This is a genomic window from Laspinema palackyanum D2c (assembly GCF_025370875.1).
GTDB classification, from domain to species: Bacteria; Cyanobacteriota; Cyanobacteriia; order Cyanobacteriales; family Laspinemataceae; genus Laspinema; species Laspinema palackyanum.
The window spans coordinates 38,006-54,595 of the sequence record NZ_JAMXFD010000013.1; the positions used below are offsets into that span (position 1 = coordinate 38,006).

The 16,590-nt window shown below is 50.1% G+C and carries 11 protein-coding genes; 6 read left to right on the plus strand and 5 right to left on the minus strand.

All coding sequences use genetic code 11. The annotated features are described in order from the left end of the window. The first annotated feature begins 34 nt into the window (after positions 1–34). Positions 35–2,851 carry a WD40 repeat domain-containing protein gene (locus NG795_RS15935; RefSeq protein ID WP_367289641.1) on the plus strand — a complete coding sequence of 939 codons (2,817 nt, stop codon included), beginning with the start codon at positions 35–37 and terminating at the stop codon, positions 2,849–2,851. A 642-nt stretch (positions 2,852–3,493) separates the two neighbouring features. On the opposite strand, the gene NG795_RS15940 is transcribed toward NG795_RS15935, so the two are convergent. From NG795_RS15940 to NG795_RS15950, 3 genes are all read right to left on the minus strand, one after another. Further along, the gene (locus tag NG795_RS15940; RefSeq protein WP_367289642.1) at positions 3,494–4,564 is read right to left on the minus strand and encodes an endo-1,4-beta-xylanase; all 1,071 of its coding nucleotides are present in this window, start codon (positions 4,562–4,564) and stop codon (positions 3,494–3,496) included. A gap of 126 nt (positions 4,565–4,690) precedes the next feature. Continuing rightward, positions 4,691–5,986, minus strand: a complete 1,296-nt coding sequence (gene purB, locus NG795_RS15945; RefSeq protein ID WP_367289643.1) for an adenylosuccinate lyase — start codon at positions 5,984–5,986, stop codon at positions 4,691–4,693. 243 nt (positions 5,987–6,229) lie between these two features. Continuing rightward, positions 6,230–6,436 carry a hypothetical protein gene (locus NG795_RS15950; RefSeq protein ID WP_367289644.1) on the minus strand — a complete coding sequence of 69 codons (207 nt, stop codon included), beginning with the start codon at positions 6,434–6,436 and terminating at the stop codon, positions 6,230–6,232. Between the two features lie 179 nt (positions 6,437–6,615). Between NG795_RS15950 and NG795_RS15955 the strand changes: the two genes are divergently transcribed. After that, complete coding sequence (locus NG795_RS15955; protein ID WP_367289645.1) at positions 6,616–6,807, plus strand: hypothetical protein; 192 nt, start codon at positions 6,616–6,618, stop codon at positions 6,805–6,807. Here NG795_RS15955 and NG795_RS15960 read toward each other — a convergent pair. Both NG795_RS15960 and NG795_RS15965 read right to left on the minus strand, forming a co-directional pair. After that, positions 6,804–7,214 carry a DUF3887 domain-containing protein gene (locus NG795_RS15960; RefSeq protein WP_367289646.1) on the minus strand — a complete coding sequence of 137 codons (411 nt, stop codon included), beginning with the start codon at positions 7,212–7,214 and terminating at the stop codon, positions 6,804–6,806. The two genes, NG795_RS15955 and NG795_RS15960, sit on opposite strands and share 4 nt — an antisense overlap. A gap of 38 nt (positions 7,215–7,252) precedes the next feature. Beyond that, positions 7,253–8,782, minus strand: coding sequence for a YifB family Mg chelatase-like AAA ATPase (locus tag NG795_RS15965; protein ID WP_367289647.1), 1,530 nt, complete (start codon positions 8,780–8,782; stop codon positions 7,253–7,255). A gap of 699 nt (positions 8,783–9,481) precedes the next feature. On the opposite strand from NG795_RS15965, the gene NG795_RS15970 reads away from it, so the two are divergent. The 4 genes from NG795_RS15970 (at position 9,482) to NG795_RS15985 (ending at position 16,451) form a co-directional block, all read left to right on the plus strand. Next, on the plus strand, positions 9,482–11,035 hold the full coding sequence (locus NG795_RS15970) for an RNA polymerase sigma factor (RefSeq protein WP_367289648.1): 1,554 nt from the start codon (positions 9,482–9,484) through the stop codon (positions 11,033–11,035). Between the two features lie 432 nt (positions 11,036–11,467). After that, positions 11,468–13,687, plus strand: coding sequence for a transporter substrate-binding domain-containing protein (locus NG795_RS15975; protein ID WP_367289649.1), 2,220 nt, complete (start codon positions 11,468–11,470; stop codon positions 13,685–13,687). Between the two features lie 92 nt (positions 13,688–13,779). Beyond that, entirely contained in the window at positions 13,780–14,682 is a 903-nt protein-coding gene (locus NG795_RS15980) for an RNA polymerase sigma factor (protein WP_367289650.1), read from the plus strand. Further along, positions 14,622–16,451, plus strand: coding sequence for a tetratricopeptide repeat protein (locus NG795_RS15985; RefSeq protein WP_367289651.1), 1,830 nt, complete (start codon positions 14,622–14,624; stop codon positions 16,449–16,451). Before NG795_RS15980 ends, NG795_RS15985 begins: the two co-directional genes overlap by 61 nt. The last annotated feature ends 139 nt before the right edge of the window (positions 16,452–16,590 follow it).

The following is a 16,590-nucleotide window of genomic DNA, read 5'->3' on the forward strand; positions in this document are numbered from 1 at the left end:
TCTGCGTAAAACTGACCCCTACGGTAAAATCATCATGCCCATCTTCCCACTGGATCGAGGGGAACGACCCGATTCTCTCAATCCTTTAAATCCCTATCATTATGGTCTGCTGGCCTACTGGGTGTTTTTTCGTCCCAGTGTACTGCGAAGCTATTTGTACAAAGCTGCGCCTGATTTGTATCGACAAAGCGGATGGAGTAAATTCCGGGGGAGTTTTAAGGTCCCGGGATATCGAAACCTATATCTGATGGCGATCGCCTCGGTGGTGAAATGTTTGTTCCTACTGGCCTTCACCTTTTTCCTCTATACCATTGCGGTGAATCAAGGTCATACCGGATCCATTAATTCTGTCCTGGCCCTTTCCAATACCCAAGGGATTTCCGCCTCCGGGAGAGACTTTACTGAGAACAGTAGATTAAAAGTATGGGATCTGGATAGAGGTGCATTGTTGCAAACCGTACCGGGTAATCGCAACGGAATTAACGCCGTGGCATTACTCTCAGGAGACCGGGTTATTTCAGGCGGGGGAGACCGCGCGGTTAATATTTGGGACATCAAAAGCGGCGATCGCCTCCAGAGTCTCCAAAACCACCGTCGCTGGATTGAAGATCTCGCGGTCACCCCAGACCAAACATTAGCAATTTCCGCCTCAGCGGACAATACCTTGGTCGTCTGGAATATCGAGTCCGGAAAAAAACTGCATATTTTGGAGGGTCACACCGGACCTGTAAATAGTCTAACCCTCACCCCAGACGGAACCCAGGCCATCTCTGGATCGGGAGATGGAACGGTGAAAATTTGGAACCTGGAACAGGGAACTCTCCTGCAAACCTTAAGCGGTCATACCACCGGGGTTAAAGCGGTCGCCCTCACCCCTAATGGAGAACAGGTGATTTCTGCTAGTCTGGATGGTTCGGTCAAGGTGTGGGCCCGGTCATCCGGAACAGAAGTGCATAACTTGACGGCACATTCTGGAGGAGTCACTACCATTGCCGTCACCCCAGATGGACAACAGGTGATTTCCGGGGGTGCCGATGGAACTGTCAAGGTCTGGACCCTAAATAACGGAACCCTCCGGTATGACTTAACGGGACATCAGGGGTGGATTAATGGATTAGCGATTACCCCGGACGGACAGGAAGTGATTTCGGCTTCTTCTGACCATACCCTCAAAGTCTGGAACCTCCAAGAAGGTACTCTGGTACATACCCTGGTTGGACATCAAGAGTGGGTGAGATCCGTGGCGGTGACCCCCGATGGACAACGGGTGATCTCCGGTGCAGGCGATCGCCTCCCGAAAGTCTGGGATCTCACTTCGGGGGAAGAAATTCCTCTCAAAGCAGTCCAACGCACTCTCTTTTGGACCACTCTCGGGTTTGTAATCGGGGGCGTTTTCCTGTGGATCTGGATTGTACTCGCCTCGGCCTTAGTTCTCACCTGTAGTTTTATGGTCTTTGGACTGGCCGGTAGTGTGTTGGCGGCCTTGGGACTGGCGCTATTTGGGGGTTTCGCGTTCACGGGTCTGTTTATTTTGAATGATTTGATGAGAATCAATCCCCCCTATCAACAGACCTTCGGGGCGATCGCCATTGATACCCCCTTCCTCACCGTGGGGTTTGCCATTTTTCTAGGGACGCTTTGGTTTATGGCCTTTGCTCTAGCCGGTCGCACAGCCGTGGGTCTGTTTGCCGGTGTGGGGTTGATTCTAGTCCTGGCAATGGCGATCGGTGCCTTTGATGCCAATGTCCTCAAAGAGGCTCAAATTGCCTCCCGAGGTCGGTTTGTGGCGTTAGTTGCCCGAGGGATTGAAATCGGAGTTTTCTTCAACCTGTTGGTGGCGATCGGGTCCTTGCGCCTCTTGTTTTATCCGATTGAGTTGATTGCTGCACTCAAACCTAACCGACGCGGCGATGGACATCCCGTTTTCTGGGATGAGTTGCTAGTATTGCCACTGCCGAACAGTCATAACGCTTTGATACAGCAGTTGCAACGGGATGAAAAGACAGGGTTACACCGGATTGCGGAAGTCTGCCGCAATCCCTTTCAGCGTTCCGTTGCCTTGAGTGCTTTATCTCGCTATTTACATTCCACCCCGAACCCCCTACATCTGCTGTATGCGATCGCCCGCGACCCGGATTTAAGGGCCTATCTCTGGTCTCCCGTCAGTCCCGAAGATTGGCGAGGAGTCCCGGAACGCCGACAAGTGTTATTGGGAGAACTGGGGTTGCAATCGGTCAACGGTGGCAGTGATTGGTTGAATCAGGTCTCGGAAAGTTGGGTGCGGGTTCTAACTTGGGTAAGGCGATCGCATCGTCAAACCCCCTTAACTCGGTTCTCGGCTTTGCTGTACCACTTGCTCAATTCCGAGTCCGTCAATCAGTCGGGGTGGGATTGGACCGCGTATAAACAGAACCTCCTGAGTCTCCGAGAGTATCCGGGGGGTGTAGAAATTCTGGAATCCTTGACAACCTTGGCGGCATTGTCATCGGTGGATAACCTTTCTGACTTCCCGATTGCCTTACAGACTCTCCAAGAATCGGAACTGGCTGCTTTCTATGAGGGGGAAGTCGACTCGCGGATGCCGGTAGCTGGGGTGATTCGACCGGAGGTCCTGAATGCGATCGCCCGTCTGGGAGAAATAGGGGCTTTAATCTCTAGCAATTCTGAACAGCCGGACCCGATAAAACGATTGGCTACCTTAGCTAGAGCAACGGTGGCCCTGGATACTCTGGAGTCCGAGGCGATCGCCACCTGGGTCACTCCGGAACAGGGGCTCTTACAGCAAATTATCCGCCAGTGGCGGCAGTTGTTACTTACAGAAACAGCAGAGGCCGCAAAACTATCGGTGTAAACCGCCGATTCAGCAAGTTTAGCTTTAGCTTGCGCCCGATGTCAGTGCAATCCGCACAGGCTGCGCTTCCCTCACTCGAAGACATGGGATTGATGTTCTTCTCACACTCTACAGCGCAAATAGCTTATTCGTATAAAACCCACACCTTCAAGGATGTGGGTTTTATCTTTGGAAGATTTATACCCAAATCCGGTTGTAAAAAACCTATTTTACTCTTGTAGTTAAAAGTAGGCCCTTCGACAAGCTCAGGAGGCACTGCCCACCTTTCCTTATCTTTCTGTGCAGGTGGGCAATGCCTCCTGAACTCTGAGCTGGGCGAAGCCTGTCCTGAGCCAGTCGAAGCCTGTCCCGCAGCTCCGTCGAAGGGGGAGTCGAAGGGCCTACTCGTTTTTAAAGACCTATCACAACCGAATTCCGTATTACACCCAACTAAGGGAACTCCAAAAAATCAAATCTTCTAGGAGATATCCCCTCAATCCCCCTTATTAAGGTTGGCTTTTCCAATTCGGCAAAACTTCTAAGGCAGAACTTTTTTTATGGAAATACCTAAACAAAATCGTCAATAGTTTCTCAAAAATTCGCACTTCCTCAAGATAAGGCTTTACCGCTCATAATTGGCTTACTTTAAGAGCCGAAGGTGCATTATTTCCCTTTCAATTCTTCCCACATAGCAGAATAGGCGGGTTTAGGACGATAGGACTCGTCGAAAATTAATGGGGCTTTCCCTCCCGTAAACCCGGTCAACCAAGTATAGCGATCGGTAAATCCCCATGTCAGCATCGCTTTACAGTTCGATGCCTCTAGGCAAATATTTAGAAAATCCCGGTACATTTCACCTTGTGCGGCTAATTGCTCCTCTTCAGTGCCGCTAAACTGATTAATCGGCACATCCATCTCCGTAAACATTACATCTAAACCCAATTCGGCATAGCGCTTCATATTCTCAGCCACTTCTTGGGAGTCTTTTGCAGATAAAAAGCCGATGTGGGTTTGGAAACCGATCGCATCGAGGGGTGCGCCGCGTTCCTGGAGTGATTTTGCTAACAGATAAAAGGAATCCGATTTAGAGTTGAGTCCTTCCCCATAGTCATTAATATAGAGGAGCGCATCGGGATCGGCTTCATGAGCCCAACGCAAGGCTATGTCAATATATTCCGGTCCAATGGTTTTATACCAGATGGTTTCTCTGAAGGTTCCATCGGCTTCTACAGGTTCATTAACCACATCCCAAGCATAAATCTGACCCCGATAGTGACCTACTACCGTCTGAATGTGATCATGGAGAATGGACAGGAGTTCTTCCCGGGAAAAATTCCCCTCCACAACCCAACTGGGGAGGGCGTGAAACCAGACCAGTGCATGACCAATGACCTTGATATCGTGTTCTTTAGCGAAATTAACAATCTCATCGGCTACGCTAAAATCATAGCGATCGCGCTCTGGATGCACTGGAGCAAATTTCAGATGATGCTCGGGCATGATGATATTATATTCACGCGCCAGGACCTCTCGATAGATCGGCTCGTTTTTTAATGGGAGGGGTCTGACGGCAGTTCCAATTAAAAAGTCCCGCTTTGCTGCGAGCGATCGCAGGGATTCTGTTGCGGACTCCCTGGGGGGGAGTTCTGGGTTGGTGGCGGTACTTGTGGTGGCGATCGCGAAGACGATCGCCACCATCACCAGAATATATGCGAGGAAGGAACGGACTTTCATGATGCGACCTCTATAAAGGGGACATGATGAAGGATGAGGGATGAGGGATGAGGGATGAAGGATGAGGGATGACCAATAACCAATGACCCTTCCATCCTTCATCCCTTCGCTTCCTTGAGGCGGGTTTTAAATGTTTAAGCGTTGGTAAACTGTATCTAGGTGTCTTAGCTGGTATTTCGGGTCGAAACAGTCTTCGATTTCCTGTGGTGACAGTTTCTCGGTGACGGCAGCATCTTTGACGATCGCCCCATGAAAGTCCCCATCGGGTTGATTCCACGCTTGATGCGCGCAGGATTGTACGACTTTATACGCCGCTTCCCGATTCATGCCTTTTTCCACTAAGGCCAGCATCACACGCTGACTGAAAATTACCCCGCCGTAAACGTTCATATTCCGCTTCATGTTCTCGGGATAGACTTGGAGATTTTTCACCAATTCTGAAATTTCCCTTAACATAAAGTGAGTTAAAATGCAAGCATCGGGCAGAATCACTCGTTCGACGGAACTATGGGAAATATCCCGTTCATGCCACAGTGCCACATTTTCCAACGCGGTTCCGGCATGACCCCGGACGATTCTCGCCATCCCAGTTAAGCGTTCGGACCGAATCGGGTTACGCTTATGGGGCATGGCTGAGGAGCCTTTTTGCCCTTTGGAGAAGTATTCCTCCACTTCCAGGACATCGGTGCGCTGGAGGTTGCGAATTTCCACGGCAAAGCGTTCGATAGATGCTGCCAAAAGAGCCAGATGCTGCAAATAGTCGGCATGGCGATCGCGGGATATCACCTGAGTGGAGGCGGTATCCGGTTCGAGTCCGAGTTTCTGACAGGCAATCTCCTCAATCCGGGGTTCGATGTTGGCGTAGGTTCCCACAGCACCAGAGATTTTACCCACGGCAATATCCGATCGCACCCGCACGAGGCGATCGCGATGGCGCAACATTTCCGCTAACCATCCGGCCAGTTTAAACCCAAAGGTAATCGGTTCGGCATGAATTCCATGCGATCGCCCGATCTGCACCGTATCCCGGTGTTGCTGCGCTTGATAGCGAATCGCTGCGATCGCCGTTTCCAATTCCGACAGCAACAGATCCAGACTCGCCACCATCTGCAATGCTAAAGCCGTGTCCAACACATCGGAACTGGTTAATCCCAAATGAATGTACCGTCCGGCTTCCCCGACATACTCATTCACATTGGTCAAAAAGGCAATCACGTCATGGCGAACTTCAGCCTCAATTTCGAGGATGCGCTTGGGGTCAAAATTAGCCTTGGCTTTAATCTCTTCCACTGCCGAAGCGGGAATATAACCCAGTTCGGCTTGAGCGTCACAAACCGCCAGCTCGACTTCGAGCCAGGTTTTAAATTTATAGGTCTCAGTCCACAGTTCGCCCATTTCGGGCAAGGTATAGCGCTCGATCAACGTCCGGCACAGAATACAACTGTCTCATTTTACCCCCTCTGTCTGCATATTCTTTCCGTAGTTCACTCAATCTTTATTCCGGGGTCTTTACGCCCTTAATTTTGGCCCCTGGAGTCCTGAAGATTAATGAGGATTCGGGGGTCTGGAACCCATTTTATCCCGGGCTGCGATCGCCTGCTAGTTAATTGTGCAGGGGGTCAGGGACTCTCCTTACCCTTGACCCCCATCTTTCGATTCAAGATGTTAGACTCCCTCGGTTGGGGCCTGGTGATTTCCGTGGGGGGAGGGGACGCGATCGCCGAGCAGAATCATCCGCGCCATATAAAAGTCCCGAGACACATTGACGAAAGCCAGCCATCCGTTCGCCACGAAGCGGAATAGTTTGATTTTCATCAACCTGGCCTCTAGGCGATGGAAGTCAGAACCTAAACCCGTTTTTACTCGACTCATAGCCGTTGGCTTTACTCTAAAAGCCACTGAATTCTTCTGTTTTTATTTTATCACTAATTTTTCATGAATTTCACATGATGTTTTATGAAGCCTCTCGAAAAAAGCATCAATTTCCTCCGTAGTTGTACTGGAGTTCTCCTCAGTCCATTCCCCAGGGTTTTTGGTTTAAGGAGAAATGAGTGCCTGATTCCAAAAACTGCTCATCAGGAACCCCTCAGTCCGCCTCTTTTACTACCTCAAAACCTCATGGTGATGGATGCACCCTAATCTACCGATCGCTCCCTCAACCGAGGGAGCAGTTGCAACGGGACTTCTGCAATCCCGGCAACTCTAACTCCAGAAATGAGTTAGGCGATCGCCCGGTTTATTAATAGGTGAAACTGTTGATTTGTTGCTCTCCATCAAAAATAACGAATAACACCACCGTATCCTGTTCAAACCGAGTCGTTAACAAAACCACGTCTTGCTCCTCACCCGGAACCATCTCCGTAGAAACAATTTCTTGAAAATCCCCTGATTTATCCACTAAATCTTGCCAAGTTGTTTCCAAAGTTGCGGTGTTAATATTTTCCCGAGCCACAGTATCGTATTTCTGCAAAGCTTGGTTAAACTCTCCATCAGCGAGTAAAGAGACAAATTCTTCCGCTTGGGAGACCATTGGAGTGGCTTGAGCAATCGCTTCAACCCCCTGGAGGGGTTGGAAACTTTGAGCTTGAGCCGGTAAAGTATCAATGACCGCAACGGTGGCTAGTAAAACCAGAGAAAGAATCTTTTTCATGAGAGTTAGCTCCTTAAATAGCCAATAAAAAATGCTATTTACTGCATTCTATCAATGGTTCTATATTGAATGGCTTCTGCCACATGGGAGATATTAATGGGGTCATCCCCAGCGAGGTCCGCAATGGTACGGGCTACCTTTAAAATGCGATCGGTTGCCCTTGCCGAGAGTCCCAGCTTGCGAATCGCCCCTTCCAGGAGATTGCGGGTGGCGTCATCCAGGGGACACCATTGGCGCAGTTGGGCGGTTTGCATTTCGGCATTGCAGCGAATATTGGGTTCGGCTTTAAATCGTTCTCGGGCCCGATCGCGCGCTGCCTGAACCCGCTTTCGGACGGGTTCTGAACCCTCGCCAGTGGTTTGACGAGTAATTTCTTCGGGTTTTAAGCGATTCACCGCCACTTGCAAATCAATCCGATCCATCAGAGGTCCTGAAAGTTTGGCCCAATATTGTTCTCGGTGACGGGGTGAACAGGTACAGGGTTGGATCGGGTCACCAAAGTAGCCACAGGGACAAGGATTGGTACTGGCAACTAAGGTAAATTGGGCGGGGAACTCCACACTTTGTTTCGTGCGAGAAATGGTGACACGACCATCTTCTAAGGGTTGGCGCAGGAACTCTAGCACATCGCGTTTAAACTCTGTGAGTTCATCAAGGAATAAGATGCCTCGGTGAGCGAGGGAAATTTCTCCGGGTTTGGGATAGCTGCCACCGCCGACGAGAGAGGGACCGGAGGCGGAGTGATGGGGACTGCGAAAGGGGCGATCGCCAATTAACGCGCCGCGATTTTTCAGTAACCCCACTACGGAATAAATTTGGGTAACTTCTAAAGCTTCTTCAAAACTCAGGGGGGGTAAAATACCGGGTAACCGTTTAGCCAGCATGGTTTTCCCGCTACCTGGAGGACCGACAAAGATTAAATTATGTCCTCCTGCTGCGGCAATTTCTAAGGCGCGGCGTCCATGTGCTTGACCCTTGACATCTTGCAAGTCTAAACCCCCGAAGGGATGGGGTGCAAAGGGGACATCTCCATCGAGGGTGACGGGTTTGAATTGACTGGGGTTGTTCAACAAGGCGATCGCATCGCACAGATGCCCACATCCATAAACCTGTAACCCTTTCACCACCGCCGCTTCCCCGACATTGCCTTCGGGAACAACTAAGGCAGTAATTCCCATTTCCTGGGCGGCAGCAGCAATGGGAAGAACACCGGCAACGGGACGTAATGTGCCATCGAGGGAGAGTTCACCGAGGAAGAGAAAATCTCCTAGGAGTTGGGGACTGACTTGTTCTGAGGCGGCGAGAATCCCGATGGCGATCGGTAAATCAAAACAGGGACCCTCCTTGCGTAAATCGGCGGGGGTCAAGTTAATCACGATGCGACGCATGGGGAAAGCATAGCTGGAATTTTTCAGGGCAGCTTTCACCCGTTCCTTGGACTCTTGCACGGCGGTATCGGGCAATCCCACCACAACAATTCCCGGCATTCCCCCCGAGACATCGATTTCGACTCCGACCTTGACCGCATTAATCCCAACTAACGATGCACTCCAAACTGTAGCAAGCACGGCTGATGTCCTGATGACTGCTGGAAGCATTATAAGAAAGGCGCGGTAAAAAAGGAATAGGGGGGGGAATACTCAGAGTGCGTTGAATCCCAAATCCGGTTGTCTCAAGCAACACCCGGCGGGAGGCAACAACCGGCGGGGGATTAATCCCCCGCCTAACAGAATCAAGTCGGTTGAAACCGACTGAAATGCTTTTAATATAAGGTTTCTAGTCGGTTTTTAACCGACTTTAGCTATGAGGCGGGGGATTGATCCCCCGCCGGATCGCGGGGTCTACTAGAGCTTAACAGCTAAAGCACCAGGGGCAACAACCGGCGGGGGATAAATCCCCCGCCTAACAGCTAAAGTCGGTTGAAACCGACTGAAATGCTTTGAATATAAGGTTTCCAGTCGGTTTTTAACCGACTTTAGCTATGAGGCGGGGGATTTATCCCCCGCCGGATCGCGGGGTCTACTAGAGCCTTGGCATTTGACATTCCTCTCGCTCAAAAGTTAGGATAAATCTATCTCCAGATAGAGGACAATTCCATCATATTTTGTTCCAAAGGCCAAACCCCCTCGGGATAGAAATATGAGTTTTAAGCAACTCTCGTTGCTGACCCCCAGAGATTACAGACCTCATTGAGTGTAACCACCACTCCAGGGTTCGCCTGCATCATCTCAGATTCATAACTACCACTAGAGTACCTCCTAGAATCTATGACTTCAGCCGTTGAGAGACTTACCCCCTCAAGCTGCCTGCATCCTGATAGACAGAAGGATTCAGAATTTTGGCAACAATGGATTTGTTATCAAGACGAGCTTTATCGTGACTGCCTCCATTGGATGAAGAACCCCACGGAAGCAGAAGATGTCCTTTCTCAGGCAATGCTCAAAGCGCGGCAGCAGGTCAAAACCAGCGCCAATGCGATCGATAATTTCAAAGGGTGGGTGAAACGACTCACCAAAAACCTCTGCATGGATATCTATCGCCAACGCGACAGAGAGAAAACAGCCATTCAGGATATCCAGGCGATCGCCCCACAAGGGGAATGGGCCAACCAAGGAGAAAACCCAGTTCACTATGCTATGCATAGTGAACTGGAAAAATTTTTTGAGAATTCCATAAATGGCTTATCCCCGAAGTTACGGGAAACCTGGATTCTCTACCATGAGAATGACGAATCCTATCAAGCCATCCTAGAACCCCTACAGATTTCCTACTCAACCGCCCGCAAACGGATTTCTGATGCCCGTTCAATTTTGCGTCAGCAGTGGGTTCAGTATGTCTCAGCAGAAGAAAACCCCCGTCCTGCCCGTCTAAACCCAACCCAAACCCAGCAAAAGACCCCACCCACCCCTCTTAAACCCGCAACGACAATCCTGCCCGTTACCCAGGAGACCCCTGAACCCGCAGAAGAACCTCCTGAGCAAAATCAGCCCCTTTTAGAAGAAAGTACCGGACAGGACAATCCCCCCAGTCCACCATTCCCTGTCGCAGTACAAACCATAGTCACACCAAATCCAGTATTTAAAGGTCTAGAAAAACGGATTGTAGGGGCGCAATGCAATAGGCCTCCGGAGGCCTATTGCATTGCGCCCCTACAAATACCGCTTGACCCGGCTCGTTTTTATAGACTTATCCGTACCGGATTCCGTATCACACCAAATCCGGTTGTCTCAAGTCGTTTTTCGCTCTTAGCCCGCGAAGGCGGGCCCTTCGACGGAGCTCAGGACAGGCTTCGTCCGTATAGCCCCACCCTTCAGGGTGCGGGTTTTACAGACTTACCCATTCCCTCTGCTATATCTGTAGGGGCGATTCGGGAATCGCCCCCACAGATAGGGCAACCCCCGACAAGATGCGGAAGTCCTGCCCTAATTTCACCCCGCTTGATTGGCCCTCATCCCAGCAAGGTCAAGCTACCAGAAAATAGATTAGCGAAGGGGGTTGACAAAAACAAAGTTTTACCCATTCAATTTAGCCTCCCCATCGGGAAAGCAGTTTTTCCTCCAATTTCCATCAGTTCAGGGTCCTCGGTCATCCCCATAAAAATAGGAATCCCCAAAATTTTGAGGGGTCCATTATTACCGCCTCTTCCCACCCCAGCAGGAATCCCCAACAAATTCAGGGTCTTGATGGGACAATGTATAAAATTTCCTATCTTAACGACCACTCTACTGCCACCCCTCGAAAAACGGGTGGAACAGTTTTGGCGGGTATGCATGGATACTGGGGGCCTTTGCCGCCTTAAGCAGTACAAAATCAGGGATTAAACCTGAGAAATATTTTCCCATATTTTCTATCAAGCAATAAAAAGACCTGAAGGAGGAATTGACACCAAATCCGGTTGTCTCAAGTCCATTTTCTGTAGGGGCGATTCGTGAATCGCCCTTAGCCTAGAGCACAGGCGTAAATCTTGCTAAAAATGCGATTTTTCAAGAAGAAAAAATCGCAGGATTTGCCTTACCAAAAATTAAGAAATGACATCAAAGGTCTCATGGAGAGGTCTCTGATTCTCTAGCAATTTTACCCATTTATTTATCCCACCAAAAAACTCACAAATTGCTCGTCTCAAACGTCTATATAGATGGAAGCGTACAGCAGATGAACGGTTAAGTTCCGAACCTAGAATAGGCTGTAACTCCAAACCGCGTTGGTCTGAACGCCAGCAAATTGAGCAGATAAATTCTATTACGACCTCAACTATGGCCCTGTCTAACTTTAACGAAAACACCTACCTCCAACAAAACGCTGACGTGGCCCGCGCCGTGGCGAATGGCTCATTTAACAGTGGGTTACATCATTGGACAACATTTGGATTTAAAGAAGGCAGAACGCCGCAAATTGCCTTTTCAGAGAACTTTTATCGGGACTATTACCCGGATGTAGCCACTGCCATTACTAACGGCGGATTTTCTAGCGGATTGGAGCATTATGCCCGGTTTGGTGCTGCGGAAGGTCGAGCCTCTGTTGCCAGTGATACTCGCCCTGGTTCTCAGTTGCAAGAGATTATCGATCGCGGATTTGTAAGGGTGGCGGTTAACGAAGATGCGATCGGATTTAGCCAACGGGAAGCCGATGGTTCTTTTAGCGGGATGGGGGTGGATTTTAGTCGGGCGATCGCCACTGCCTTATTCGGGGACCCAGAGGCGGTTCAGTATGTGGTGGTAGCCCCTGGACAAGAATTTACTCGGGTTGCCAATGGTGCAGTGGATATCGCTGCCACCTTGCCGACTCATAGCCTCCTGCGTGATGCCACCTTGGGAGTGGACTATTCCCCCACAGTTTTCTTCGATACTCAAGGGGTAATGGTGCGCGGGAACAGTGGGATTAATTCCATTGAGAAGTTGCAAGGAATCACCATCGGGGTATTAGAAGGAACGCGGTCCCGGCAAAACTTACAAGATGCCGCCCGTCGTGCTGGAATTACCCTCAATTTTCAAATTTTCCCCTCTCAAGATGCCCTATTTGCCGCCTATGATGCAGGGCGATTGGGTGCGGTTTCCATCAATCGCGGAGTCCTCAGCAATCGAATTTCGACCCTATCCAATCCCGGGAATCATGTCATCCTGGAGGACAATCTGGGTAAAGAACCGTTAGGACTCATCGTGCCAGAAAACGAGTCGGAATGGGCCGATGTAGTGCGCTGGGCGGTCAACGCTCCCATTCAAGCCGAATTTTTTGGGATTAACTCTCAGAATGTCAATGAATTTCTGGATGGCAATAGCGACATCAAACGCTTTTTGGGAGGGGAAGGAAATTTAGGAGAATCCTTGGGAGTCTCCAATGATTTTGCCCTAAAAATCATCCAACAAATCGGCAACTACGAAGAGATTTACAATCGCAACTTCGATGAAACTGCGTTACCGCGCAATCTCAACGAACTGATGTTTGTGGAGCCAGGGGGACTGGTTTATTATCCCCCGTTTAGTGGTAGCGACAGAGTGAATGTTCCCTTAATTGATAACGATGACCGCAACGTTTTGCAGGAAGTCTTAGACCGAGGTTTCGTGCGCGTCGGGGTGAGAAATGACGCCCAAGGACTGGGTTTTGCCGATGAAAACGGCAACTTAAGCGGCTTTGATGTGGATTACGGTCGGGCCTTGGCAGCTTCCCTATTTGGCGACCCCAACGCTGTAGAGTTCGTGATTCAGACATCCGGTGCCCAGCGCTTTAGCGATGTCGCCAATGGCATTGTGGATGTCACCAGTCGGAATGCCACCCACAACCTGAGACGGGATGCGCTTTTGGGCGTAGATTTTGCCCCGATTAATAATTACGATGCTCAATTTGTAGTTACTCCAACTGCCAGCGGGATTACCACTTTGGAACAACTTGCTGGAGGCCGAATTGGCGTCAGTGCCGGGACGACTTCTGAAACTCGATTGCGAGAAAAGTTAAGTGCGGCAGGCATTAATGCCGAAGTCGTGGCTTTGGATAATTTCCAGACCATCTTCCAGCAGTATATCAACGGCGAACTGGATGCCATTACCGGAGATGGGGGGCTAATTATCTCCAGTATTCTAACCTTACCTGTAGAGCAGCGAGACCAGCATCAGCCCTTTCCAGAAGTTCTGGGAGAGGAACCTTTAGCAATGGTGGTGGATGAGAATCAATCCCAGTGGAAAGATGTAGTTTCTGGGGTGACTTATGCGATTTATGAGGCGTTAGAACTGGGTCTAACTTCAGAAAATGTGGCTGAATCCGTCAATAGTTCAGATCCAGTCATCCGCAGCTTTTTGGGAGGGGAAGGTAATATCGGAGAAAGTTTGGGTTTGACCAATGATTTTGCGCTGAATGCTATTTCGGCTGTTGGAAACTGGAGTGAATTGGTAGACCGCAACTTTCCGGGTATTCCTGTTGCTGAAGCTACTGTGGCTCCTTATACCGAAGGCGGTAGTATTTTCTCTATTCCTTTTGCTTGATTTTACTGAGTCGGGGTCAGTCAGGAATGGCCCCAAGAGTTATAAACCCTACAGATTTATTTTCAATAAATTGACGAGGTAAAATGATGGACATGAAAGCCCCTACTAATCAAATCCCACCCTTAACCCAAGAACAAGAACTCTTACACCACCTTGCTGCTGGGGAAACTCAAGCGTTCTGGCAACTCACCCAACAGTACCGAATCTATCTGTTTCGGTGCTGTCTCAAGTGGACAAACGGCAACTCAACCGAAGCGGAAGACCTGCTGAGTCAGGCTATGCTCAAAGCGTTGGATAAATTACCCGACCATGCCGAAAAAATCACTAACCTCAGAGCTTGGCTTACTCGTTTGACCCGTAATCTATATACAGATATCTACCGAGAACGTCGCCGACAAGTAATGCAAATGGAGGATATTGAAGAAGTGGCTGCCCGAGGAACTTCAGCAGTTATTTCGGGGTTTGACTCTCCTGAAGAGGCACTTCTACATGATGAGTTGGGACAGTACCTTCGCCACGCTATTAATTCTCTTCCTTCTCGACTACGAGATCCATTTATCTTGCGTTACTGGCATCAGATTCCCTATCAAGATATTGCCCAACAACTTGCTCTTTCGCTCAATAACATTTACAAGCGCATCCAACAGGCCCGAGATATTCTACAAAAGCGTTTGAGCAGGTATTTTTCAGGGTTGGATGATGCCCGGTTAGATTCCTCCGAGTCCTCTAAAAAGGGGGATGTTGCCTTGAGCCGGGATGATTTTGCCGCAGGGGTAGCGCCCCAGTGCCTACCACCTCAAGATTGTGGAGCAACCAGGGAAGGGGCGATCGCAGGGGGATTGCCCCTACAATCCGATAAACTGATCGCATCAGACTCGATCGCCCCCCTCCCTCAAAACATTGGCGAGACAATTAATTATCAGGTAACAGCAATATGTCTAGAAACACTACACTCCGGGTGGTATCCCTCACTCAGTCCTCTGGGGTGGAGTTGAATGCTTACCTGGTTTTAGACGAAAAGCCAGCCAGAATTGACCAGAAGCTGAAAACCTTAAGTGAGTACGTGCAGCAGTATCCCTCTGGATGGAAGAAACGGTTGGAATTGGCGAATCTGCTCTATGCACTGGGTCGTATTGACCAGGCGGTTGAGGAGTATCGCCAAGTAATCGATCGGCAGCAACCATTGATTGGCGTGCGGTTGCAATTGGGGAAACTCTTGCAGCTTATGGGACAAGAGGCTGAGGCAGTAGCGGTTTATGAAAGTGCCTTGGCCCATGCACGCAATGAGGCGACTCGGCAGCATATCTGTGGATCCATCGCACTCTGTAGAGGTGACACTCCGGCAGCGATACTGGCTTTTGAGTCGGCGGCTTCCCTAGAACCAGATAATGCGGCTCACTGGCTGGCGTTGGGGCAGGTACAAATGGGGAGAGGGGATGCGGTTGCAGCTTTGCGAGCCTTTGATACGGTTTTGTCACTGAACCCGGATGATGTTGTAGCGCTGATTGACAGCTACGACGCGAGTCAGGCGGTGGGGAATGTGCGCCAAGCGCAGCTGCGGTTGAGCAAAGTGCTAGAGGTGGCTCCGGGTGATTTCCGAGCGCTCAAACGACTGGCGGATACTCGTTGCCGGATGAGATTAGTATCCGGCGAGGAGGGCAAGCAGACTAAACAGATAATTGGTTCTTTGCTGCAACTGGCTCCTGATGCGGCGGATGCCCGCGAGTTGCTGGCCTATTATCACGTTTTCCGGGGGGAGTCGGCTAACGGGATTGGGGTGTTGAAACGATTTACTGAGGAACACCCCAATCATCCTAGGGGTTGGTATTCCTATGGGCGTTACTTGTTCCATACCGGGGAATATCAGAAAGCGGCTGAGGCGATGCTGAAGGCTTATCGTCTCTATCCCCAGGATACTGAAATTTATCGGGCGTTGTGCGAAATTTTACCTGCTGCGGAGATGATTTCTTCCCCAGCCCCTCTCGATCCCCCCCAGCCCCCCTTAACAAGGGGGGAGCCAGAGGAGGCAAAGTCTTCTAATTGCAAAGGAGAAACTCATCTCAAAGTCCCCCTTGCTAAGGGGGATTTAGGGGGATCCAACCCTCATCTCAAAGTCAAAGGGGATTTAGGGGGATCCAACCCTCATCTCAAAGTCCCCCTTGTTAAGGGGGATTTAGGGGGATCCAACCGTCAAGTAAGCCTTACCTCAATAGTAGAAGAGATGCTCGATCGTTTTCCTGAACGCTGGAGTGTTTGGACGACGGCGGGGCGGGTGTTGGTGGAAAGTTTTCAGGAAATCGATCGGGGGTGTGCTGTCTCTGCGAAGGGGACGCAACTTGAACCGCAGTTACCTGAAGCTTGGTTTTGTCACGGGCGGGTGTTGGCGCTGGCGAGGAAACACCGGGAAGCGGTGGAGGCTTTGGCGCAGGGATGGCATTTGTTACCGGAAGAGGGGGGTTATCTGCAATCTGTATCTGCTGCGGTGTGGCTGGGGGAGAGTTATCGGCTGCTGGGGGATGAGGTGGCGAGTCGGAAATGGTTGGAAAAGGCTTGTCAGTCCCAGGAATTGATGGAGTTTGACCCGGCGATGGCTGGTTACTGGCAAGGGAGGGCGTTGTTGGGGTTGGGAGATGTGACGGCGGCAGTAGAGGTGTATCGAAGTGCGCTGAGTCTGCGGTTGCTCTACCCTTTTCGCGGGGAGCTTGAGGAGGCTGTGAAACGGTTGAATGGTAAGAGGCGTAAGGGCGATCGGGCTAAAGCGTAGAGCCTTGACTTCTTAGGGAAGTCGGGGCTCTGAACCTCTCAGAGTGCATTTAGTTAGGAAAAAACAGCCTCTAACTCGAAAAATTCAGAAAATGACCTCTGGATTCGTCTTATAGGTGTAGAGACAAAAATCCAATTTC